Raw genomic sequence first — 22,550 nt, 5'->3', positions numbered from 1 at the left:
TGTTTAGGGATTGAAAGGAACCAGTATGGCCCTAGTTTCCCAAATCAGAGATCTGTTCAAAGTCCCTTCGCCGAATTCTACCCATCCAAATGCCTGGAAACGCAATATCATCCAGGTTCTTTTGATCATCGCCTCTTGTTTCGGTTTCTTGATTTATATTCCCAGCGTTTATTTGGCCTGGACCCAAGGACTCGGTGAAGTTGTAATCATCGATACGCTCGCCGTTCTCCTCATTTGGTTTTTACTCCTACTTCCCAGTCGCTATTACATAACCAAATCCTACTTTTTATTGGCTCTCGTGTTCATCATGGGTTGTCTTCTTTATACGAAGATCGGTTTAGGAGGCGCGGGAATTCTTTGGTTCTTTTTGATTCCCGTTTTTTGCGGAATCTTTCTAAGCCCTACTCTCGCACTTTGGGGTTGGGTGATCGCTTCCGTCTGCGTGTTCGGCGGAGTATTTCTCGCGCACTATAAGATATGGATCGGCGGAGAAAGCGGATTTCAAATTTTAGTCGTAGGCGCGAACTTCACGTTTCTCTGCGGAATTCTTACCTTTTCGGTGATCTCGATTTTGAGAGGACTTGCGGAAGGAATTCGAAAACAAAAACAACTCATTCTTCTGCAAAGAAAAACGAATCGAGAACTTCAAACCGAGGTTTCGATTCGTAGAACCACGGAAGCACAACTGACCGAATCGTTAAACGACAAGGAAACTCTTTTTCGGGAAATTCAACACAGGGTTAAAAACAATATCCAACTCATTCTCGCGATGATGACCCTCGAACAGGAAAAAACGAAATCCGAACCCGCAAAAAAGGCGATCTCGTCCGCGATGAATCGGATTCAATCCATGGCGATGGTTCAGGATTATTTGTTTCATAAGAATTCTTACAAAATCATTCACGCAAAGGATTATCTAAATTCTCTCGTAAATCATCTATTCGTTTCCTACGGTCCGAGCGACGGAAGAATACAATCGGATTGTAATATAGAAGAGATCTTTCTTCCGATGGAAAAGGCGATTCCCTGCGGCCTGATCGTAAACGAACTTCTTTCCAATTCCTTCAAACACGCGTTCCCCGAAAACAGAAAGGGAAAGATCACGACAATCTTTCAAAAATCCGCAACGGGATATTTGATATTGGAAGTGGGAGACGACGGAATCGGCTACGGAACTCCGAACAAGGAACCGGATGAAAGCGGCTCCATAGGACTCAGCCTCATCGAAGCGCTCTGTATGCAACTCAGGGGAGAATTGGAAGTGGAAAAAGAAAACGGGTTTCGGGTGAGAATCCGCTTTTTTCCATAAGAAAGAATATTCCGTTTTTAGAATATTCTAAACTGAATTTTTTCGTTTTTGACCTTTGTCGATTTTATTCGGGAAAGGATTCGAAACAAAGGGTTCTTTCTTTCATAAAAGAATGAAACTGCTTGTGCCCGGCGCATTCCTCTTCGGAACTTACGAAATAGTCGTAACCGCCGCCCGCCATTTTAATTCTGCAACAACCTTGTACAGGCGGTTTCGTGGAAGTTTCCATACCTCTTTCCGATTCTTTTTTTCCCGTTTCCTTAGCGAACAGAGTTCCGCAAAGAATCAAAATCGCTAAAACCAGAACGAGACTTTTGAGTTCGAATCTTCTCTTCATCATTTACAAACCTTCACAAATCGACGGACTTCTTCTTATTCTTTTTTGAAACGCGGATTTTACGCAAATAAAATCGGGTTTCCTCGGTAAATTAAATTGCAATTATAATTTCTTTCCTAATACTGAAAGATTAGTTTTAATTTACAGGAACTTTATTCTTATGAAATTTTTTGCCCAGGTTCAAAGGACGTTTGTCTTTTCGAAAATTCTTTTCTTATTCTTCGTCCTCCTTTTTGCCGATTCGGTTTTCGGAGAAACCATTCTTTTTAAATCCGGAGATCGCTCCTACGCCACGGTAATCGACCAAGACCCGGAAACGGTCACGGTCATCAAGGAAGGGAAACGCGAAAGATTAGCAAAATCTAAAATTCTCAAGATCATTTTTAAGGAAATCCGGGACGAACAGGAGATCGCCAAAATTCTCGAAGCGGAAAAAAAGAAACTGAACAAGGAAGGCAAAAAAAGCGATAAGGAAGAACAACTCGATACGATCTATCTCGAACAAATGATCAAAGAGAACAGCTACAAGATCGTTCAAAAACGTCTGGCCTTGATGGAAAAATATTTAGAGGAACGGGACGGAGACTGGGAACGTTATATCTCCGCGAAAAGAAATCCTTGGGAACCGGTTTGGAAATCCGCGATTCTTCCGGGTTGGGGTCACAGTTTTATGAAACAGGAAGGTTGGAGTTCGACCTATTCCACCCTATTCTTCGTTTCCTTGATTTCGTATGTGGGTTTGGACGCGGCCGAAAAGGACAGAGCCAGCGCTTATAACAAAAAGATCGAAAAGATTCTGGAAACTCAATTCACTACGGGCTTGATTCCCACTTCCAGCCTTCCGACGGGGGTTTTGGATCAATACAATCAAATCAATACATTCAAAAACTTGAATTCTTTAAATTCCATCCGTTCGGACGAATCGAGTTACAAACACGCAAAACACGCCGCGGCCGGAATTGCGATCGGAATCTATCTGATCCAGTTGACACATTCTTACTTTACCGGAAAAACATGGGCGCAGAACAACGTGATCCAAACTCCTACGGGTGAAACCGTTTCCGAGGGTTTTGGAATTCGAGGAAATCCGATGGTTGCTAAGGAAATCGCCGGCGGAGCCAGAAGTGTGGACGTGGGCGGTCAGTTGATGTATTCTTTGTTTTTCTAATTTAGAAAAATAGAATTTTCGAAAATAAAAAACCGGTCGATCGTTCCACGGAACTCGACCGGTTTTCTTTTTGGTCTGGGCCTTTGAACTCGAACTCTTTCTTCTTATTCGGGAACTTTGAATCCCTTGGAAGCCAACCACTCCTTGTTGAAGATCCGGGATTGGTAACGCGCACCCGAATCGCACAACACGGTTACGACGGTATGACCGGGACCGAGTTGTTTTGCGAGTTGGACCGCGGCGGCCACGTTGATTCCCGTGGAACCTCCGAGAAACAATCCGTCCTTGGAAAGAAGTTGATAAACGACTTTCAGACATTCTTCGTCTCCGATCCGAATCGCGTCGTCCATAGGAGCGTCCTTCATGTTCTCGGTGATTCTTCCGTTACCGATTCCTTCGGTAAAAGAACTTCCTTCCGCAACGACCTCTCCCTTCTTTACGAAATTATAAATTCCAGAACCGAACGGATCGGCGACCACGGTTTTGATCTTAGGATTTTTTTCCTTTAAGAACAGGGAAACTCCGGCATACGTTCCACCCGTTCCGAGTGAAGTGATCCAAGCGTCGATCTTTCCCTCGGTTTGTTCCCAGATTTCGGGACCGGTGGTTTTGTAATGCGCTTCTCGGTTTGCGAGGTTATCGAACTGATTGGCCCATACAGCGTTCTCCAGTTCTTCCGCGATTCTTCCCGAAACCTTTACGTAGTTGTTCGGATCCTTGTAAGGAACCGCAGGAACCGTTCTTACTTCCGCACCGAGCGTTCGAAGCAGATCGATTTTTTCCTGAGACTGCGTGTCCGGAATGATGATGAGAGTTTTATATCCCTTAGAGTTGCAGATATGGGTCAGACCGATTCCCGTGTTCCCTGCCGTACCTTCGACGACGGTTCCTCCGGGCTTCAGAAGTCCTTTTTTTTCCGCGTCTTCCACGATGTAAAGCGCGGCCCTATCTTTTACGGAACCGCCGGGGTTTAAGAACTCCGCCTTTCCGTAGATATTACAACCGGTTTCTTCGCTGAAACTGCGAAGCAGAATGAGCGGCGTGTTACCGACCGCGCTCGAAAAATCTTTTTTAACGTTCATAGCGCCTTCTTTTTTTGTGTAGAATGCTCTAATCTCCGATTTACCCTGAAACAAAACGTTTTCGTAAAAAGCGTTTTGTTTGATTTGTATTAAACAAAATACTCCGCGAAAAACGCGGAGTATTTTGTTTATATTCTCGTTTTGGAATACGATCCGAACGGAATATTCTATTTTTTGAATCTGTAAGGATTCTTCTTAAGCGATCGTTACGTCTTTGGAAAGATAAACGTCCTGAATCGCGTTCAAAAGAGCAACTCCGTCCTTCATCGGTTTTTGGAACGCCTTTCTTCCCGAAATGAGTCCCATACCGCCCGCTCTTTTGTTTACAACCGCGGCTTTTACAGCGTCGCCTAAATCGTTTTCTCCGGAAGCTCCTCCGGAATTGATCAGACCGATTTTACCCATGTAGCAGTTCGCCACTTGATAACGAGCCATGTCGATCGGGTTATCGGCGGAAAGAGCGGTATACATTCTATCGTCTTTTTTACCGAATTTCAAATCCTTAAATCCGCCCGCAAAAACTTCGGGAAGTTTTTGTTTCACGATGTCGGCTTGGATGGTCGCGCCTAAGTGGTTCGCTTGTCCGGTTAAGTCGGTCGCTAAGTGATAGTCGATCTTGTCCGGTTTGAAACCGTCGTTTCTTAAGTAAGCCCAAAGAATGGTTACGAGTCCGAGTTCGTGCGCTCTGTGGAACGCTTCCGAAATTTCCTGAATTTGACGGGAAGATTCTTCCGAACCGAAATAGATCGTAGCTCCGACCGCGGCCGCACCCATATCAAACGCTTGTTCCACGTTTGCAAAAAGGATTTGGTCGAACTTGTTCGGATAAGAAAGAAGTTCGTTGTGGTTGATCTTTACGATGAAAGGAATCTTGTGCGCGTATTTTCTGGAAACAAGTCCCAACACGCCGAGAGTGGAAGCGACCGCGTTACAACCGCCTTCGATGGCGAGTTTTACGATGTTTTCAGGATCGAAGTAAGCCGGGTTTTTCGCGAAAGAAGCGCCCGCGCTGTGTTCGATTCCCTGATCGACAGGAAGAATGGAAGTAAAACCGGTTCCGGCGAGTCTACCCGTGTTCAAGATCGCCTGATAGTTTCTAAGAACCGAATTGTTTCGATCGCTTTTGGAAAGAATATCGTCTACGTAGTTTGTGCCGGGAAGGCTTAAAGATTCTTTTGGAATCGTTTTACAAGTATGGTTTAAAAGAGAATCCGCTTCTGCACCCAGGGCGGCTTTAATTTTATCGATCATTCCTTAGTTCCTTGCTCGATTTGAATGTTGAATACAGGTTTTTTCACTGCACCTGGTTTTTCCATCGATTTTCAGTCGCAAAATGCGAACCAAATCGGTTAAATTGAGTCCCCTGATGCGCGTGTTTTTATGCAAGGGAGAATCTAAATTCTCACTCAAACAGGAATTTGAACGATGAAGTCCCAGCCCGAGTTCGATTTTTTGAGAAGTAGCTGGCCCCGGTTCGCCTGGAGAATCCCGTAACAAACCGAGAGCCCCATACCGATTCGAGCGTCGTTCGAACGAAAGTTTTCGAAAGGTTCGAATCTACTTTCCTCGCTCAGATTGAGTTCGATTCCCAGTTTTCCGGAAACCAAAATCTTGAGTATGGGAATATCGCCCACATCCAATGCGGCTTTCAAATGAATGCGCCCTTTTTTCTGATTTTCGGAATAGTAATACAGAATGTTATAAAGTACTTCGCGGATCTGATTTGGTCGAATCGAAACCTCGAGGTCTTCCGGAACGTTTTTTTCCAGTTGAATCTCTTGAGACTTTAACATTTCCGTGATCATATCTTCCACGGAACCCACGAGTTGTTTTATGTTTGTTTGAATCGGTTGTTCGGGATCTTTTCTGGAAAACAAAACGAGGTTGCGGATGATCGCCGCGATTCTTTCCCCTTGTTCGATGACGAGACGCGCGTAGTTTTTCGTGTCCGCGTCTCCGCCCTTATGATTGCGAATGATATGTCCGTAGTTGATGATTCCCATCAAAGGATTGTTGATCTCGTGCGCAAGACCCGCCGCGAGTTTTTGAATGGAATCCAATCTTCTTTCGGATTGAATTACTTTTTCCATTTCGGAAATTTCTTTCTCGGAAACGGAAAGTGATGAAAGTTCGGACAAGGTGATGATGGAACCCGCGATCGTTCCGTCCTCGTCGCGAATCGGAGAAACCCGAAACGCAACTTGAATCCTGCTTCCGTTTTTACGAGTGAGTAAGGAAGGAATGTATTTCAGATGATCGGGTTTTCCGATTCCGGTTTTGATGTTTTCTCCCGCGTCGGTAGAAAGACTGAGAACCTTTTCTCCATTCTCCCCTTGTACGTCGGAGAGAAACCAACCCGTTAAGGCCTCCGCGGTCCGGTTCATAAATAAGATTTTTCCTTCCCGATCCAAGGAAACCGCACCTTCGCCTATGTTTTGAATGACGTCTCTGAATTCTTTTCCTTCTTCCCTTGCTTTGCCGAAACGTTGTTGTTGTTTGAGCGCGATCTCGATCGAATTCTTAAGTGCTTGGGGTTGAAAGGGTTTGGAGATATAACCGAACATCGAAGCCTTATCGACGGCTCGGTTGAACGTTTCTTCGTCAGCAAATGCGGTCATAAAGATAACGGGGACGTCCATTTTCTTTTGGATTCTTTCCGCGGCTTGGATCCCGTCGAGTTCTCCCTCGATCCGAATGTCCATGAGAATCAAATCCGGTTTGGTTCGTTCCGCGACTTCCAGGGCCTCATCCGCTGTTCTTGCGGTTCCCGAAATTCTATAACCCAATTTCTGAAGAGAAACCTGAAGGTTGAACGCAATCAGCCATTCGTCGTCCACGATCAGGATCGAAGGACTGGAATTATTTTCGGAGGGGTTCATTCTGAATTGCTCGACCTTGGCGAAAAAAATGTAAAAGTATACGTGAATTGAAAACCATTTTTCGATTTCAATGCAAGAATTCTAACCCGAAACGCCAGAATTCGAAAGATATTACACGCGTACGTTGAAAAATCATTGAATCGAAATCGATTAGGCCCGAACCTTTTGGCCGAGCCCGTTTTCAAAAAATTCCCGATACGGGCTTAAAAAACGCGGGACGCCCGAACTCTTGATTGGACGGAATTTTCCGTTTCGACCGGCGTATGAAAATTACAAATTTCCTGGACATTCTTAGAACATGGGATACATTGCAAATCATATCTCTTGAGAGGGTTTCCCTCATTCTTGGCTCAATCCAAACCGAACGGAGACGGTAATGTATATTAAACAGATCCTGGCAAAAAAAGACCGAAAACTTCTTTCGGTGGAACCCGAGACCTCGGTAATGGATGCGGTCAAGTTTATGACCAAATACGATATCGGCTCGGTGATGATTCTAACCGACGGTAAACTCAAAGGAATTTTTACCGAAAGGGACGTTCTCCATCTTTCGGCGGAATTGGGTCTGGACTTTTTCAAAAAATCGGTCTCGGAAGTGATGTCGACCTCTTTGACTACGATGACTCCGGAGGGTGATGTGGACGAACTTCTCGCCACGATGCTCAAAAAAAGAATCCGTCACATGCCCATCCTGGAAGAAGGAATTTTGATCGGAATCATTTCCATCGGGGACGCGGTCAAAGCGAAGATCGAAAAAACAGAAGAAGAGAATAAAAATCTCAAACAATACATGTACAACGAGAACGGATTTATCTAAAAGATCCGTTTTTTCCGATTGCAGGAAACCAAACCGGGGTCAAATTAGAAACAGACCGAATTATGAAACTGATTCTTTTTATACTGATGACCTATCTGGTGTATCGTTTTCTTTCCCGATTTTTTACGAACCCTTCCGAACGTCCCGGACCACAGTGGAAAACTTTTTATACGAACGTTCCTCCCACAGATCAGCATCCGCCTCGGGAAAAAGATATTTCCGGTAAGGGCCGCGTGATTGATTCCGCTTCCTTGGGAGAAAAATGAGATCAAACATTTTGCGGACTTCTTCGTTTCTCCGCCTTCTCGCCTTTGCGCTGTTATTCGTTTCCGCCATTGCATGTTTTAAACCTACCGGAGAATTCGGTTGGGCCCTGCTCGACGAAGACAAGTTCAATGTCCTTGAAAAGAAGATCATGACCGTCGGAGAATATACGGTTACAAGGGAGAATCTGATTTTTCCGGACGACAAAACCATCCGTTATATCTATCGATTTTCCAGATCCGTTCCCGAGACCGCGGAAACCTACGTGAGTTTGAGCCGCTTTCAACTCGGATACAACGAGATGGACGTTCTTAGAAAAAGACCGAACCCCGTTTCGAAAACGATCGAAGGTTCCTTCCAAGGTTTGAGCCCCGGAAAATATCTTTTGAAAGTGGCTTACGAAGGGGATGTGATCGACGAGGTCGAGTTTTTGGTTCGTTCCGCAGAAACTCCGTATAGGGAGGATTCTTCCTCTTCCCCGTCGGACGACGACATCGAAAAAGCGATGAAGTAACACAATACTTCTCCGAAACGAAACCCGTCGATTCGAACTTTAGAATATTCAACAATCCTAAATTAAAGAGGTTCTCGTTTGATCCCGTCTTCGAGAATCTTGTTGATCCGATCTATGTTTTTCAAAGAAAGATTGATTTCGATCGGGTTTCCGATCTTAACGATGTCCTCGTAGATTTTTCTCGCGGAAAGAAAATCCTTTTCCTCCTCCAAAAGAACCGATAACTTTTTCATCGCAAGAGTCACCGGTGTGGAATTCAATTTGGTTCTCACAACTCCGAGACGGCTCGTGGATTCCTGAAGATCCAAATCCTTGATCCGGTACTGGGCCATGATGGAATCGTCCGTTCTTTCCAAAAGATTTCTTTTGATCGCGAGCGTTTCTTTTTTGAGAGCCGCATTTTTGATTTCTTCGGTTTTATAAATTTCACGAAGTCTTTCATAGGATTTGATAGCGGAGTTTAAACTGAATTTTTCCTCTTTCGGTTTCCTATGATAGGCGTACAACTTAGAGGTTCCGAACTCTGCGAGAAATTCCTGACGATTCAATTCGCATACTTCGGCGAACGGAAGATTCGAATTTTCAGGATTCGGTTTTTCCTTTAACCAAATCCCGTAATACAAGGACGCGCGTTCCAAGTCGCCGGTTCGATTTTCAAAAAAGGAACCGAGTTCGTATGTAAACGGAATTTTCTTTTTCGGATCGGCCTCGGCTTTGTAATAGAGTTCGTAAAACGAAGAAGCCAAAACGTTCTGCTTCAGTTCGGTATAAAGGGACGCGATCGAGAAATAAACCTCGGAGAGTTTTGATTCTTCCGTTTTTTCGGCGCGCGCAAGATCCAAATACTTTTTATAAAAGTCGATCGCCTTTGCCTTTTTGCCCGAAGACTTGAGTTCCTTGGCAAGATCCAAAACCGGTTCTTTCATCGTAGGATCGAGTTTGCTCGCCAATTCCCAAAGCCCTGCAGTCGCATAAAAATCGGTATTACGTTTATAATCGAAAAGAACAAAGATCCCGGTTCCGGCGATCCCCAAGTTGTTCACAACTTTCAGTCTTTCCTTGTTCTCGTTTTCCGCTTGTTTTACGAGATTCGCCAAATAATAAACGACTTCGGCGTCTTCTTTGGATTTTTTCTTTCGGAAGTTTTCATACGAACCCGATTTGGAATCGTTGTATTCCTTTTCCTTGTTCTTCAGATCGTTTTCCGATTGGGAAATCCTTTCCTTAAACGAAGGAAGTTCGCTTGCGTTTAACGTTCTTTCCGACGTTCCTCCGTTCGGATTGCGTTCTGTGATCTTCGTTTCTCTTCCTCGAACCAGATTCGCTTCGAAAAGATGAAAGAAGTCCTTGGAATCCTTCAGATCCTTTTTCGATTTCTCCAAATTCTCCAGAGAACGTTTGTGGGAAAGGGCCGCCTGTTTTTCGGAAGGATCGAAAATTTCGACGAGCCTTCTTTCGTCCAAAAATTCCTCTTCCGAATGGGAGAAGTCGCGGTAACGAATGGCGGCTAACGCGGATTCTACTGCCTTCGCGTTTTGTTTTTTCTTATCGTATTCCTTGGAAAGAAGCATGTGGAGATCGAACAAGATCGGAGAATCCCTCATCATACCGGAAGGTGTGAGTTTTGAAAACATCCCGAGAATCAAAAGGCGGATCGTGTTTCGGTTCGTCTTCTCGTCGAAAATCTTACCGAGTCTTTTTTCCTCTTCGATTCTTCGCGAATCGATAAACTGAGAATAATACTGACCGAGCACCTTTTGGATTTCGGAGATCGAATCCTTGGACGGATCTTGGAGGGATTGTTTCAGATCGTTTAAGTTCTGTTCGGTGATTTTTACCGAAGGAGGATCGTATAAATTTTTGGAATCGTATCTTCGATCCTGCTCGTCCGCATAAATAGAAAATGCCCCGACAAACGCGAGGCATACGAAAAAAAGAATTCCGAAAACGTTTTGGAGAAAAGAATTTAAAAAGCCGAATCTGCTCGCGATGAATCCGAATGAACCGGAAACGTTTCGATCGGTTCGATTTCGGAAATTTCTTTTTTCATCCGACATTGCTTCCTAGTTCGGCCAATTCTTCCGATCCCAAAATCTTTTCCACGTCTATGATGATGATAAATCGATCGTCCTTCTTTCCGATTCCGGTGATGTATCTTCCCGAAATTCCTTTGACGGAAGGCGGAGGAGGATTGATGGATTCGGGCGGAAACAAAACCACGTTAGCCACCTTGTCCACGATGATTCCAACGGATTGTCCGTTGACCTTAACTACGATCGCACGATCGTATTCCACTTCCCCGTCCCTTGGAACGGTGAGTTTGACGGCAAGATCCACCATCTTGACCACCTTACCCCGGATATCCATGATTCCCGCAAAATAAGTTTTTGCTTTGGGAATTCGGATTAAATTACTGATCTTGATGATCTCGTCCACGAGAGAAATCGGAATCGCGTATTCCTCGTCTCCCAGGCTGAAAAGAATGTATTGGTGGTCGATTTCGGATGACATGATTTACCTCAATACCGGGTATATCCGACGTAGTAAAAGTAAGATCCAAGACTCATAAAGAGAAGGACTTTTACAAAGAGCGGATTTCTTTTTCTCAGCATCCAGTCTAAACCGCCAAAAAGCAAACCGAAAACGGCGAGCGAAAATCCGAGTAGATAGAAATCGACGTATGCGTAATAAATTCCGATCGCGGAACAGGCTCCGAGAATCAGATCCTGAAATTCGCTCCAAAATCTTTCCTTAACTCGAACGATCCAAGGTTCTTTGTATTCCCGGTTTCGAGAGAATAATCTTTGCCAGAAAGTTTTCTCGCGATTGATTCCGAAGATATGATCGTAACGACTGGAAGTTTCCCAAGGTCTCGGCGCTCTTTCTTCGACGTGCCCGAGGGGTTGTTTGGAAATTCCGTAAAGGCCGCCTAGTGTGTTTAAAAGATCCGGGTCCGGCAAACAGGAGAATACTTCCTGAAACGGAGCGAGTTTCGCGTAGATGGGAACCATTCTCCCGCTCGAAAGATCCTTTTCCTGGATCACTTCGCCGTCCTTGACGGTTGCGATATAGATCTTTCCGTTTTCTCCCGCGATCTCGAGAGTCAGACGTACTTTTTTTTCGTGAAAGTTGAGATCCGCCTGGAGAATATCTCCGGATGGGGTTGTGGCGGAATAAGATTTTGTATAACCTCTCGCAGGAGGTGTTTCTTTTTTCCACCACCTGCGAAAAATGGAATAATCCTGAAATGAGCCCATACCGATTGTATCGGTCGATTCGGAAATGGGCTTAACAGTCCTATGATGTCTCTAGCTTGATTCCGGGACGAACGCCCGGAGAAGGAAGGAGGATCTACGGATTACTTTTTCTTCTTATGTCTGTTCGCTCTTCTCTTTTTCTTTCTTTTATGAGTAGCGATCTTTCTGCGCTTTCTTTTCTTACCTGAAGGCATTCAGAACTCCTTAGATTTCCTTCCTGTCAGAAAACTATTCCGTGTACTTTTGTAAAGTTTTATTTTTACGAAGTTCCGCGACTAGGTTTTTGATATCGCCTACTCCCGATTTCGTACTGATAAATAGAACGTCTTCCTCTTCGACAACAATCAAATCGTTCACACCAAGAACCGCCGTGAATTCTTTTCTCGTCTGAGTGATGTTGCCGGACGATTTGTGAAATAGAATCGTCTTTCCCATATGTCTGTTTCCGTTCGTGTCGCCGGGCATTACCCTTTCGAGAGAGGTCCAAGAACCCACGTCGTCCCAACCGAAACTCGCTTCCACCATTCTGATCCGAGAACTTTTTTCCATGATCGCGATATCCACCGGATCGGAAGGAATGATCTTAAACGCCGCGGATAATTCTCCCGCTTTTTTAAAAGGAAATCTTTCTTCGAGAGGACCGAGAATCTTCGGAGAATACGCTTTAAATTCTTCTAATATTGTGGAAGTCTTCCAAAGAAAGATTCCGGGATTCCAGTAGAAATTCTTTTTCTTGATATACTTCAATGCGGTCTTTACGTCCGGTTTTTCGTAAAAGGATTTTACCGCAAAACAGCCGTCAGTCGACTTTCCGGCTTCGATATAACCGTAACCGACCTCGGGACGATTCGGTTTGATCCCGAGAAGTACAAGATGATTCTCCGCTTGTTCCAGCGCTTTTGAAATCGTCTTCGTGAATTCCTTCACGGGATTGATCCACGCATCCGCGGACAACACAACCTGAATCGGATCTCCGTATGTTTCCCGAAAGTAAAGAGAAGCAAGCGCGATGATGGGCGCTGTGTTTTTTCCTTCCGGTTCTATGATGAAATTCTTTTCCGGAAAATTCTTTTCCTGAGCGAGAATGGATTTTTTCAAACTCGCATTGGTTCCGATATAAATGCGATCGATCGACGTGATCGTGAGCGCGCGTTCCAAGGTTTCTTTCAGAAGCGTTTTATTGGAATATACTTTCTGAAGTTGTTTCGGTGTGGATACTCTGGAACGGGGCCAAAAACGTTCTCCCTTGCCGCCCGCCATAATGAGTACTACCGGTTTATCCTGTTTCATTCTACCTCTTTGGGTCTCTTAACGTTTCCGTTTTTTTTCTTTTTGGAAGTTGGGATTTCTCCCAGTATCATTTCAGATGGAAGCAGAACCACTTCCACGTTGTCCGATAAACTCTCATACAAAAGGAATTCCTTCATGTCCGGATTTTTGGTCACGAAGTCCTTTGTTCTTTCCAAACGTTTGAGAAGTGCGGACGTTTTTGCGTCGTCTTCGATCTTATGCGCTTCCGCCCTTCCAAGCGCGGCCACAATATCCGTTTTTCTTTGTAAAAGAAGGGTTTGATTTCTATAAACGCCCGTGATCAACGCGGGTTCCGGAACCTGCAGATCGAGAATTCTTAGATTCAAGGTTTTGAACGTCTTTTCGTCCGCGAGAATTTCCGAGGAGAAGTTCGTTCTAAGATAGGAATCCAGATTGGATTTTAACGTATTCGGGTTCGTTATAAATTCTTCGGTCTTCTTGCGAAGAATGGAATACAATATTTTACTAATATACGAGTCGATCTGTTCCTGGCGAACGCCCGACGCTTCCAACAACTCGGGAACCTTGTTCGCTTCCAGAGAATATCTGACTTCGAGTCTGACTTTGATCTTTCCTTCCGGAGAATTTTCCGGAAACATTCCGGAAGAAAGATCCACGTTTAAGTTCGCGACGGAAACCCTGGAGCCGATCTGAAAACGCGACACGGAATACTTCCAAGGAAGGATCGTTTTCCATTCGAAAACGTAACCCGGCCCGGAAGTGTATTCCAATATTTCTTCGGAACCGTCGATGACAAGAAGTGACTCTCCCTCTTTGAGAGGGTGAACGCAAAAATAAAGAAGAGCCGCGAACGATCCCGGAATCAGAATCCAGAATAACTTAGTCCAAAATCGCATTATCCTTGCGCTGCGTCTTTGGTTTCCTCGGTATAAAGTTTGATGATCTTGGCGGGAATGATCGTAGAGATCGCGTGTTTATAAACGAGACTTTGTTTATTTTCCTGCTCAAGCACAATCGTGAAATTATCGAAACTTACTACCTTACCTTTCAAAGGAACCCCGTTCAAAAGATAAATCGTAAGATCCAATTTATCCTTACGGGCAGTGTTTAAGAGTTGGTCCTGTATATTGTTTTTAGCAGACATCTTTTTTTGTTTCCGTTACTTTATGTGTTTGATACGTTCCAGCGCCTCGGACCGATCCATCGGTTGCAAGTAAGTCTCCTTACGAAACCAAGTGACCTGCCGTTTGGCATAATTCCTATGAGACTGGCTTAAATCCTCAAGGAATCTCTCTAGATTGGAGTTTCCTTTTTTATTTTCAAGTGCAAAATTATAGCCTAAGGATTTGAGACCGGGACAAGTTTCTCCGTATCGTTCTCGGATCGTCCAAGCCTCTTCGGCCATTCCGAGCTCGATCATCTGTTTGGCTCGTCCATTGATTCTTTCATAAAGAACTTTACGATCCAGATCTAAAAAAACTCCCGCACGAATCTCCAGATTGTAATTGTGAACGGCGGAAGTTTTCGGATCGATCTTCAAGCGGGACCATTTTTCTCCCATCAAATTGACTTCCAAGGCTCGACCGAGTCTGTAATCGTCTCCCGGAAATATTTTTTCCAAAGAATCCGGATCCAATTCCTTTAAAAGAATCCGTTTTTCCTCCATACTCATGGAAAGAACTTTTTCACGAATGGAATCTTCGATATTCGGAACCGGAAACATTCCGAATAAAAAGGCTTTGAGATAAAAACCGGTCCCGGCGGTAAACACTGGAATTTTATTTCGATTTAAAACGTCTCGAAGCGCATCCCCGGCGAGTCGATTGTAAAGACCGGCGTCTACGTTTTCAGAGGGAGAAAGAATTTCGACGAGATGGTGAGGAATCATTTCCTGTTGCTCCTTTGTGGGAGCGGCGGTTCCGATCGGCATCTCTTTGTAGATTTGTCTGGAGTCGAAGGAAAGAATCTCGAATCGTGTAGGATCGAGTTCCGTGATGAGGGAGGTTTTACCCGCTCCTGTCGGAGCGGCGAGAATCAAAATCGGATGAGCCAAGGAAGAGATTACTCTTCCGCTTGTTCATCCGCGTCATCATCTTCTTCCAAAGCCTCTTCCAGAGGTTCTTCGGTGAATTCCATATCCTCGTCTTCGGCCATGTTATCGTCTTCGATTACTTCCTCTTCTTCCACGACCCTTGGGCGAACGGTTCGAGTGCGCGTAACGGGACGTTTGTTTTGATCCGCCCCGCATTTAGGACAGATTTTTTCTTCTTTGTTGAGGTCGTAAAATTTAGTCGAGCAGGTATGGCAGGTCCATTTTTTTCCAAGAGGATTCAGGGCCACACCCTTGGAGCCGGAAGTTTTTTTTACTCCCGTGGACTTTGCGGAAGGACTCGAAAGAGCCTTCTTGATGATTTCTTCTTTCTTCTTTGCCGAAGCGTTCGCTTTTTTAGGCGCAGCTTTTTTCGCCGTCGCCTTTTTCTTAGCCGCGGCCGAGGCAGTTTTTTTGGATGTAGTCTTTTTACCAGTTGCCATCGGAATTGACCATGCTCTGCGAGAGGTATTGACGTTCAAGCAGAAATAAATTTTAATCTCCGTCGGATATGACGGGCGCAAACCCTAACCGATTTTCAAAAAAATTGCAAGGAAAGAATCCTAGGATTTTCCGTTTTTTTTCGGATTCCCAGAAAAGCCCAAAATTTTCTTCTTAGAAAAAGAACCCATCGGAGCGAAATCTTTGAAAATCAAACTGAGCGTAAACATCAATAAAATCGCAACCCTCAGAAATTCAAGAGGCGGGAATATTCCGGATCTTTTGTATTTTGCCGATCTCGTTCTGCGAGCGGGAGCTCAGGGAATCACGGTTCATCCTAGAGAAGACGAAAGACATATCCGCAAAGACGACGTGTTTGCGTTGAAAGAATTCATCGATTCTTATAACAAAAAGAATCAAACAAAAATCGAATACAATATCGAAGGGGAACCCTCCCCCCGTTTTTTGGATTTGGTTTTAAAAACAAAACCGAATCAAGCTACCTTGGTTCCCGTGACTCCGGGTGAAATCACTTCCGATCACGGATTCGATTTCGAAAACGACATGGATGTTCTTCAAGAATATTCTAAAATTCTAAAAAAGGAAAAAATCCGAGTTTCTCTCTTCGTCGAAACCGATCTTGAAAATCTAAAACTCGCGGCTCGATCCGGGGCGGATCGTGTTGAATTTTATACCGGTCCTTTCGCCGAAGAATTCGATCGTTCTCCTTCTTCCGGAAAAGAATGTTTTGAAAACCAATTCGTTCCCGCGGCTCAAGAAATTCTCAACCAAAAAATGGAAATCAACGCCGGTCACGACTTGGATCATTTGAACCTAAGAATTTTTTCCAAACTCCCCGGTCTTCAGGAAGTTTCGATCGGTCATCGATTGATTTCCAGAGCCTTGGAATTCGGAATCGATCGAAGCGTTAAGGATTATCTTCAAGCTCTTTCGTGAGATGACGAAATCCTTCGAAGTTCGGATCTCCTTGGATCAGATAATACGCCGCTTTTTTGAGATGAACCGCGAGATTTTTCGCGTGCTGACTTTTTTGTGAAATCGTTTCCAGACTTTGTTTGAATTTCTTGAGATGTTCCGCGGCTTGCGGTTTATTTTTGGATCGTACGGATTGTCTGAATTCTTTCCAAGCCTTTGTGACTTCCTGGTTCGGGGTTTGCATCTTTTCCAAAGTTTGTTTTCGCACGACTCCGGTTACGTCCCAGACTTCTTTGTAGGGATGCGAATTCTCCAGAAATTTATAATATTCTTTTGTATAGTTGATCTCGTTCGGTTTTACGTGGACGAGGGATTCGGATTCTCCCACACATTCGGAGAAAATTCCTTTTTTCAAAGATTCTCTTCCGATCTCCTTTAAGTCCGCGAGAACGATCAGATCCGCGAGGGTTTCGTTTCTTTTTCCGGCCTTGCAGTTTTTGATCGCTCGGAAATATCTTTTTTCCACTTCGTCCGAGGAAAGGGTTTCACCTTGTTCCAGTTCCAAATAATAAGCGACTTGGAAAACCTGATCCCGATACAAGGTATCGCTCGGATCGGCCTTTCTCGCTCGAAGAGCGTATTCGAGGGCTTCGGGATAATTTTTGGACGAGGACAAAAGTACGGAAAGATTGTAACAGGACAAGGCGCGTTCTGGATGTAAGGATCGGCAACTGGATCGTAAGAGTTTGATCGCGGATTCTCTTTCGTCGGGCGTTCCGTAAAATTCCAAAATGGCCTGTTCTTGAATCATCTCGAGCGCGAATCTTCCCGAGCCGGGCATGGAAACCGTGGAACATGAGAAAACAAAAATCAAGAGAATCGAGACGAAACTTCCGCTCCAAAGAGATTGACACTTTGAGATTTGAATAGAGAATGAACCGAAAATTTCCTGAAATCCGAGGGACATGAGTTTGAAAAAAGGATCTGCCGCTCTTTCGTTGTTACTTTCCACTCTTTTGACCATTTTTATCCTATACTGCGAGCCTACATCCGGCAAATCTCCGGTCAAGGCGGACTTTACTCTTAAGGATTTCGATAACGTGGTCGGCACTGTGTCCCGGTATTACATCGATAAAAACATCGATAAAAACCGCGCCTACCGAGAAGCCGCAATCTACGCCCTTTTATCCCTTCCTCATTCCATTTATCTCTATCCCGAAAGTTATTTCAAGGAAAGAGAGAAATACGAGGAGAAGGACGAAATCTTCCCCGGTAAAACTTTCAAAATTTCCACGGACGATTCTTTCGTTCTGTTCGATCCGGATTATACCGAAGTCGAAAAAATCAGAGATCGCAAGTTAAAGGAAGACGCGAACAAAGCCAAGGTCAACGACGACGAGGTCAAAAAAATCGTGGAACGGGAAAAGGTTCGTAAGAACGTTCTTTCTTCCAAATGGGAACAAACCGGGTTCAGCAAAAAAGATTTCGACCGGATTCTCGCGTATATCGAAACCAATCTGGAAAAGTATAAGGATTCTCCTCTGAAAGATCCTTTTGGAGAATCGGAAGAAAAGTCCAAAGAACCGTTTACGATGAACGACGTTATGCTCGCCGCGGCGAACGGTTATCTTTCTTCTCTCGATCCACACAGTAACGTTTTCTTAAGATCCGCTTGGGAAGAATCCATGGCGAAAATCCAAGACGGAAGTTTCGAGGGAATCGGTGCGATTCTTTCGGGCGGCGGCAACCGAGAAGTTGTCGTTGAAAATCCTCTCGAAGGAAGACCTGCGGTCAACGCCGGAATTCGTTCCGGTGACGTGATTCTCGCAGTCGACGGAAAGTCGATCAAAGGAATTCTTCTGGATAAGGTCGTGGAAAAGATCAAAGGAAAAAAAGGTTCCAAGGTCGCTCTTACCATCCAGAGAAAAGGAGTTCCGGGAACTCTGAACATCGAAGTCGTTCGCGATACGATCGAAATTAAAAACCTAAGCAGTAAACTGATCGAAGGTCACGAACATATCGGCTATATCAAACTCACCGGTTTCGTGAAGTCGGAAGACGGACCTTCGGTGGACCGCGAACTCTTGGACAAATACAAGGAACTCGAAAAAGAAGCGCAGACCAAAGGAACCAAACTCAAGGCCGTGATTCTGGATCTTAGAAGCAACGCGGGCGGTTATCTGGATCTTGCGATCGACATCGCCGATATGTTTATCGAAAAGGGTTTGATCGTTTCCACAAAAAGCCCGAACCGCAGTCCCGAAGACGCGTATGCGAAGAATAAGGACATCACCAATTTACCGTTAGCCGTTTTAATCAACGCGAAGTCCGCGTCCGCCTCCGAAATCGTAGCGAGCGCGATCAAACACCACGGAAGAGGATTGATTCTCGGGGAAAGAACCTTCGGAAAAGCTACGGTTCAGAAACTGATGCCTTTGGGGAACGACTATCTGATCAAACTCACACAAGCGCGTTATTATTCTCCATCTGGAAACACGATTCAAGTTGTGGGAGTTAAACCGGACATCGATATTTCCTCCGAAGAAGACGGAAGTTTTCCGTTCCGTTTCCGCGAGGAGAATATGTGGAATCACCTTTCCGAACTTCCGGCCGCGGCCGAAGAAAGAAGTTCCTTCGACGTGAAGAAACTCGAGTCCTGGGTTCAGAAAAACGGAAAGGCGTCCGAGTTCATTGCGACACATAAAAACGATCCGATCAAACCGGACTATCAACTGATTCGTTCCTTGGATTATATCGAGGCTTTGATCAACAACCCATCTAAAAAGAAATAGTATGCCCCGCATTCAAACGGACTTTTTAGTCTTAGGGAGCGGAATCACGGGCCTCTTTGCGGCCCTGAAACTGGCTCCCTACGGCTCCGTTCTCATCGTCACAAAAAAATCGGACTACGAATCCAACACAAACTACGCGCAAGGCGGAATCGCTTCCGTCTTTGCGGAAGGTGATAAACTCGAAGATCACGTAAAGGACACTCTCGAGGCCGGAGCCTGGCTCTGCGATCCAGCGGCCGTTCAGGTTCTCGTGGAAGAAGGCCCTCCTCTCGTCAAAGAACTTCTGAACTACGGGGTTCCGTTCAATCTCGAACCTTCGGGCAAGTTCGATCTTTCCCGGGAAGGCGGTCACGGGAAGAATCGAATCGTACACGCACACGATAGAACCGGACGCGAAATCGAAAAAACCCTTCTGGGAGTGGTCAAACAAAATCCGAACATTCAAATATTAGAATATCATACTTTAGTCGACCTCATCACTCCGCATCATCTCAAACAGAAAGGGCTCGTCTGTTACGGCGCCTACGTTCTTTCCAATCATACCGGAGAAGTCTTTCCGATTCTCGCCAAGGAAACGATCCTCGCAACCGGAGGATCCGGTCAGGTTTATTCTCATACAACCAATCCGAAAATCGCGACCGGTGACGGGGTCGCATCGGCGTATAGAGCCGGAGCCTTGATTAAGAATATGGAATTCTATCAATTCCATCCTACCGCATTGTATCACGAGGACGGAGATTCTTTTTTAATCTCGGAAGCGGTACGCGGTAAGGGCGCCGTTCTTTTGAACAAAGACGGTGAACCGTTTATGAAACGGTATCACGCCATGGCCGATCTGGCGCCTCGAGACGTGGTGGCAAGGGCCATCGACTCCGAGATGAAAAAAAGAGGAGAAGCGCACGTATATCTCGACATCACTCATCTTCCTTCCGATCAAATCAAAGATTCTTTCCCGTCCATCTATGAGAAGTGCAAGGAACTCGGAATCGATATCACAACCGATCGGATTCCGGTCGTTCCCGTGGCTCACTTTCTTTGCGGCGGGGTCGCTTCCGATTTGGAAGGAAGAACCACGATCGCGAACTTATCGACCGCGGGTGAAACCGCTTGCACCGGAGTTCACGGAGGAAACCGTCTCGCGTCCAACAGCCTTTTGGAATGTCTTGTGTTCTCGAATCGAATCGCAAAAAGAATCGCGAAAGAAAAACCGGACTTCACGAAAGCGCACGACGCAATTCCTTCTTGGAATAAGGAAGGAATGGTCAACACGGAAGAATGGGTTTTGATCTCGCACGACTTAAACGAAATCAAAAGTACGATGAGCAATTACGTGGGAATCGTTCGTTCCAATCTTCGTCTTGAAAGAGCCAAAAGAAGAATGGATTTGATTTACGACGAGGTAAAGGACTACTACAATCGGACCGTGATCACAAATCCTTTGATCGAACTGAGAAACCTCGTGATCGTCGCGGAACTCATCATTCGTTCGGCTTTGTCCCGTAAAGAAAGTAGAGGACTTCATTTTTCAACGGATTATGAGGAAAACAGAAATCCTTCCCGGATCGATACGGAAATTCGAAACGACAAGGTCCCTCTTTAAAATTTCAAAGACGCGTATTTTTTACAGAAACACTTTAAAATTCTAGAATATTTTAATTTTAGAATACGTGACTGAAGTTTACGAATAACTGTTTGTCCTCTCTGGAAACCGCGTAGTCGATCATGATGATCGTCGCCTGATTCCACGCGATTCTAAGTCCTAAACCTTGGGAATATTTGTAATCCTGTAAACCGGCTTTGTGTTCGTCGTTCCACACACGACCGAAATCCCAAAACGGAACCAGGTTCAACGCGAAGTATTCTCCCCCAACGGAGAAGTCATAAAATTTCCAACGAACTTCCACGGTTCCAAAACCCATCGCGCGTCCCACAAAACGATCCTGTTTGTAACCGCGCAGAGTTCGTAAGCCCCCGAGACCGGAAACTGTGCTTTCGGTTCCCCAAAGATTTCTATATTCAAAAAATGGAACGTCCCCTTCCGAAACTCCGAAACCGAAGCGAGAAGCAAGGACTAACTTTTCAAACGTCTTCGGGAACGGACTGTAAAAGAATTTAGCATGGCCGAAGTATTTCTGAAAGTTAAAGTTGGAACCGATCGTTTTTGCGGCCTTCTCGTAAGTGGCTTCCAAGAAAACCCCGGAGTTCGGATCCGGTTCGAAGTCGCGAGTATCATAGACCAAACCGACCTTAGCGGTATTCACGAAACCGCCGTGGTATCCGAGAATCTTTCCGGCCTCAGCGTCTTCCGTCAGTCTCGTTTTCGCATTCGGAACCTCGCCCGAATTGCTGAGAGGGGTTCCGTCAAAGATCGGGTCTATCGATTTCACGAACTTACCGTCATTCGCCTGTACGATGTTATTCGAAAGTCGGAAGCCGGTCACAACTCTCACGGTTCCGTGAAAGAAGGATCTTTCCGTGCTGAAGTTCAACTGAGGAGTTTGGATCGTATAACGGTTGTACATACGATCCGTCACGTTGAACGCGGGACCCGCCGGAACTCCCGAATAAATTCTTCCACCGAGTTCGATCGGATCGCCCGGACCTCCGGGTCTTTGATACATAAACGTGGATTCTTGAGAACCGTATTGCGCGTTGGTGACTTGCGGACCACCGGGTTGATTTCTTTCCTGATACGTGAGGGGTTTTAACGTCGATTCTCCCACTCCAAAATACAAGGTAGTCGGCGTGATCGTCATCAACGCATCCGCACGAAGTCTCCACTGAGTGTTGGCCACATAAGGCATGTCCAAACTCAACTGATGATACTGTGCATTCTTTGTCGTATTAAAATACTGCGCGAAAAAACGAAGTCGATACGGAGTGTATTCGAAAAGAGGATCGGTCTTTTTACCGTTGTTGTAACCGTAAACACGAACCCCGTAACCGATCCCTTCGTTCGGATCGGAATTGATCAAAGGAAGACCGGTAGGATACCAACCTTCTTTTTTGTTATCCAAATCCTTCTTACACATCTGCTTTACGCGATCGATCGGAAACGGAAGATCCTTTCTCGCTTCGGGTTTATCACAACCTGTAAAATTCTCCTGAGCTACGAGCTCGGAAGAAAAAAAGAACGACGCGCCGAGAAGAATTAAGATAGAAAGTGAGGATAAAAGGAGGGACTTCGTATTAGCAAAAAGGGTTTTATTTTTCATCATAGCGGCACCAAACGATTACAAACTTCTAACCAATCTACTTTAGCTGTCAAATCGAATATGAGATTTTGCTCACATTTGCGATTCGATCGATGTTCACCCAACTCTTTTGAAGATCCGATTCCGCACATTCTCGATGTTCAAAGGAGAAGCGCGAATCAAAACCGCCCATAGTCGA

22 protein-coding genes are annotated in these 22,550 nt (G+C 45.1%); 8 read left to right on the top strand and 14 right to left on the bottom strand.

All coding sequences use genetic code 11. The annotated features are described in order from the left end of the window. The first annotated feature begins 25 nt into the window (after positions 1-25). Positions 26-1,309 carry a sensor histidine kinase gene (locus CH367_RS06910; protein WP_425268805.1) on the top strand — a complete coding sequence of 428 codons (1,284 nt, stop codon included), beginning with the start codon at positions 26-28 and terminating at the stop codon, positions 1,307-1,309. A 64-nt stretch (positions 1,310-1,373) separates the two neighbouring features. On the opposite strand, the gene CH367_RS06905 is transcribed toward CH367_RS06910, so the two are convergent. Continuing rightward, the gene (locus CH367_RS06905) at positions 1,374-1,646 is read right to left on the bottom strand and encodes an LIC_11321 family protein (RefSeq protein WP_100762081.1); all 273 of its coding nucleotides are present in this window, start codon (positions 1,644-1,646) and stop codon (positions 1,374-1,376) included. A 160-nt stretch (positions 1,647-1,806) separates the two neighbouring features. Here CH367_RS06905 and CH367_RS06900 point away from each other — a divergent pair, with 160 nt between their 5' ends. Continuing rightward, on the top strand, positions 1,807-2,814 hold the full coding sequence (locus tag CH367_RS06900) for an LA_0442/LA_0875 N-terminal domain-containing protein (RefSeq protein WP_100761743.1): 1,008 nt from the start codon (positions 1,807-1,809) through the stop codon (positions 2,812-2,814). 104 nt (positions 2,815-2,918) lie between these two features. Here CH367_RS06900 and CH367_RS06895 read toward each other — a convergent pair whose 3' ends face one another. From CH367_RS06895 to CH367_RS06885, 3 genes are all read right to left on the bottom strand, one after another. Continuing rightward, positions 2,919-3,896 carry a cysteine synthase A gene (locus CH367_RS06895; protein WP_100762080.1) on the bottom strand — a complete coding sequence of 326 codons (978 nt, stop codon included), beginning with the start codon at positions 3,894-3,896 and terminating at the stop codon, positions 2,919-2,921. Between the two features lie 195 nt (positions 3,897-4,091). Next, on the bottom strand, positions 4,092-5,147 hold the full coding sequence (locus tag CH367_RS06890) for a class I fructose-bisphosphate aldolase (RefSeq protein ID WP_100761742.1): 1,056 nt from the start codon (positions 5,145-5,147) through the stop codon (positions 4,092-4,094). 155 nt (positions 5,148-5,302) lie between these two features. After that, on the bottom strand, positions 5,303-6,775 hold the full coding sequence (locus CH367_RS06885; protein ID WP_100761741.1) for an ATP-binding response regulator: 1,473 nt from the start codon (positions 6,773-6,775) through the stop codon (positions 5,303-5,305). Between the two features lie 376 nt (positions 6,776-7,151). Here CH367_RS06885 and CH367_RS06880 point away from each other — a divergent pair, with 376 nt between their 5' ends. The 3 genes from CH367_RS06880 (at position 7,152) to CH367_RS06870 (ending at position 8,370) form a co-directional block, all read left to right on the top strand. Further along, the gene (locus tag CH367_RS06880; RefSeq protein WP_100761740.1) at positions 7,152-7,592 is read left to right on the top strand and encodes a CBS domain-containing protein; all 441 of its coding nucleotides are present in this window, start codon (positions 7,152-7,154) and stop codon (positions 7,590-7,592) included. A 62-nt stretch (positions 7,593-7,654) separates the two neighbouring features. After that, positions 7,655-7,858 carry a hypothetical protein gene (locus CH367_RS06875; protein ID WP_100761739.1) on the top strand — a complete coding sequence of 68 codons (204 nt, stop codon included), beginning with the start codon at positions 7,655-7,657 and terminating at the stop codon, positions 7,856-7,858. Beyond that, the gene (locus tag CH367_RS06870; protein ID WP_100761738.1) at positions 7,855-8,370 is read left to right on the top strand and encodes an LIC_12238 family plasminogen-binding lipoprotein; all 516 of its coding nucleotides are present in this window, start codon (positions 7,855-7,857) and stop codon (positions 8,368-8,370) included. The genes CH367_RS06875 and CH367_RS06870 overlap by 4 nt, the downstream gene beginning before the upstream one ends. A 62-nt stretch (positions 8,371-8,432) precedes the next feature. Here CH367_RS06870 and CH367_RS06865 read toward each other — a convergent pair whose 3' ends face one another. The 8 genes from CH367_RS06865 to CH367_RS06830 form a co-directional block, all read right to left on the bottom strand. Continuing rightward, entirely contained in the window at positions 8,433-10,427 is a 1,995-nt protein-coding gene (locus tag CH367_RS06865; RefSeq protein ID WP_100761737.1) for a hypothetical protein, read from the bottom strand. Continuing rightward, the gene (locus tag CH367_RS06860) at positions 10,417-10,881 is read right to left on the bottom strand and encodes a chemotaxis protein CheW (protein WP_100761736.1); all 465 of its coding nucleotides are present in this window, start codon (positions 10,879-10,881) and stop codon (positions 10,417-10,419) included. The genes CH367_RS06865 and CH367_RS06860 overlap by 11 nt, the downstream gene beginning before the upstream one ends. An 8-nt stretch (positions 10,882-10,889) precedes the next feature. After that, positions 10,890-11,627: a hypothetical protein gene (locus tag CH367_RS06855; protein WP_100761735.1), complete on the bottom strand. Its 738-nt coding sequence runs from the start codon at positions 11,625-11,627 to the stop codon at positions 10,890-10,892. A gap of 228 nt (positions 11,628-11,855) precedes the next feature. Beyond that, complete coding sequence (locus CH367_RS06850) at positions 11,856-12,917, bottom strand: mannose-1-phosphate guanylyltransferase (protein ID WP_100761734.1); 1,062 nt, start codon at positions 12,915-12,917, stop codon at positions 11,856-11,858. After that, complete coding sequence (locus CH367_RS06845; RefSeq protein ID WP_100761733.1) at positions 12,914-13,795, bottom strand: hypothetical protein; 882 nt, start codon at positions 13,793-13,795, stop codon at positions 12,914-12,916. Before CH367_RS06845 ends, CH367_RS06850 begins: the two co-directional genes overlap by 4 nt. After that, on the bottom strand, positions 13,795-14,043 hold the full coding sequence (gene hfq, locus CH367_RS06840) for an RNA chaperone Hfq (RefSeq protein ID WP_003009702.1): 249 nt from the start codon (positions 14,041-14,043) through the stop codon (positions 13,795-13,797). Before hfq ends, CH367_RS06845 begins: the two co-directional genes overlap by 1 nt. Positions 14,044-14,058: 15 nt before the next feature. Continuing rightward, positions 14,059-14,952 carry a tRNA (adenosine(37)-N6)-dimethylallyltransferase MiaA gene (gene miaA / locus CH367_RS06835; RefSeq protein WP_100761732.1) on the bottom strand — a complete coding sequence of 298 codons (894 nt, stop codon included), beginning with the start codon at positions 14,950-14,952 and terminating at the stop codon, positions 14,059-14,061. Positions 14,953-14,960: 8 nt separating this feature from the next. Continuing rightward, the gene (locus tag CH367_RS06830) at positions 14,961-15,431 is read right to left on the bottom strand and encodes a TIGR02300 family protein (protein ID WP_100762079.1); all 471 of its coding nucleotides are present in this window, start codon (positions 15,429-15,431) and stop codon (positions 14,961-14,963) included. A 202-nt stretch (positions 15,432-15,633) separates the two neighbouring features. On the opposite strand from CH367_RS06830, the gene CH367_RS06825 reads away from it, so the two are divergent. Next, complete coding sequence (locus CH367_RS06825; RefSeq protein ID WP_100761731.1) at positions 15,634-16,386, top strand: pyridoxine 5'-phosphate synthase; 753 nt, start codon at positions 15,634-15,636, stop codon at positions 16,384-16,386. Here CH367_RS06825 and CH367_RS06820 read toward each other — a convergent pair. Next, the gene (locus CH367_RS06820) at positions 16,358-17,389 is read right to left on the bottom strand and encodes a tetratricopeptide repeat protein (protein ID WP_100761730.1); all 1,032 of its coding nucleotides are present in this window, start codon (positions 17,387-17,389) and stop codon (positions 16,358-16,360) included. The genes CH367_RS06825 and CH367_RS06820 overlap by 29 nt on opposite strands. On the opposite strand from CH367_RS06820, the gene CH367_RS06815 reads away from it, so the two are divergent. Then, complete coding sequence (locus tag CH367_RS06815) at positions 17,331-19,157, top strand: S41 family peptidase (protein ID WP_165783235.1); 1,827 nt, start codon at positions 17,331-17,333, stop codon at positions 19,155-19,157. The genes CH367_RS06820 and CH367_RS06815 overlap by 59 nt on opposite strands. Position 19,158: 1 nt before the next feature. Beyond that, a complete protein-coding gene (nadB, locus tag CH367_RS06810; RefSeq protein ID WP_100761728.1) occupies positions 19,159-20,757 on the top strand; it encodes an L-aspartate oxidase in 1,599 nt (532 codons plus the stop codon). 58 nt (positions 20,758-20,815) lie between these two features. Here the strand turns inward: nadB and omp85 are convergent, their stop codons facing one another. Next, a complete protein-coding gene (omp85, locus tag CH367_RS06805) occupies positions 20,816-22,375 on the bottom strand; it encodes an Omp85 family outer membrane protein (RefSeq protein WP_100761727.1) in 1,560 nt (519 codons plus the stop codon). Positions 22,376-22,550 lie beyond the last annotated feature (175 nt).

Origin of the sequence: Leptospira barantonii, assembly GCF_002811925.1 — a bacterium.
GTDB classification, from domain to species: domain Bacteria; phylum Spirochaetota; class Leptospiria; order Leptospirales; family Leptospiraceae; genus Leptospira; species Leptospira barantonii.
This window is presented reverse-complemented; position numbering and strand designations above follow the sequence as displayed.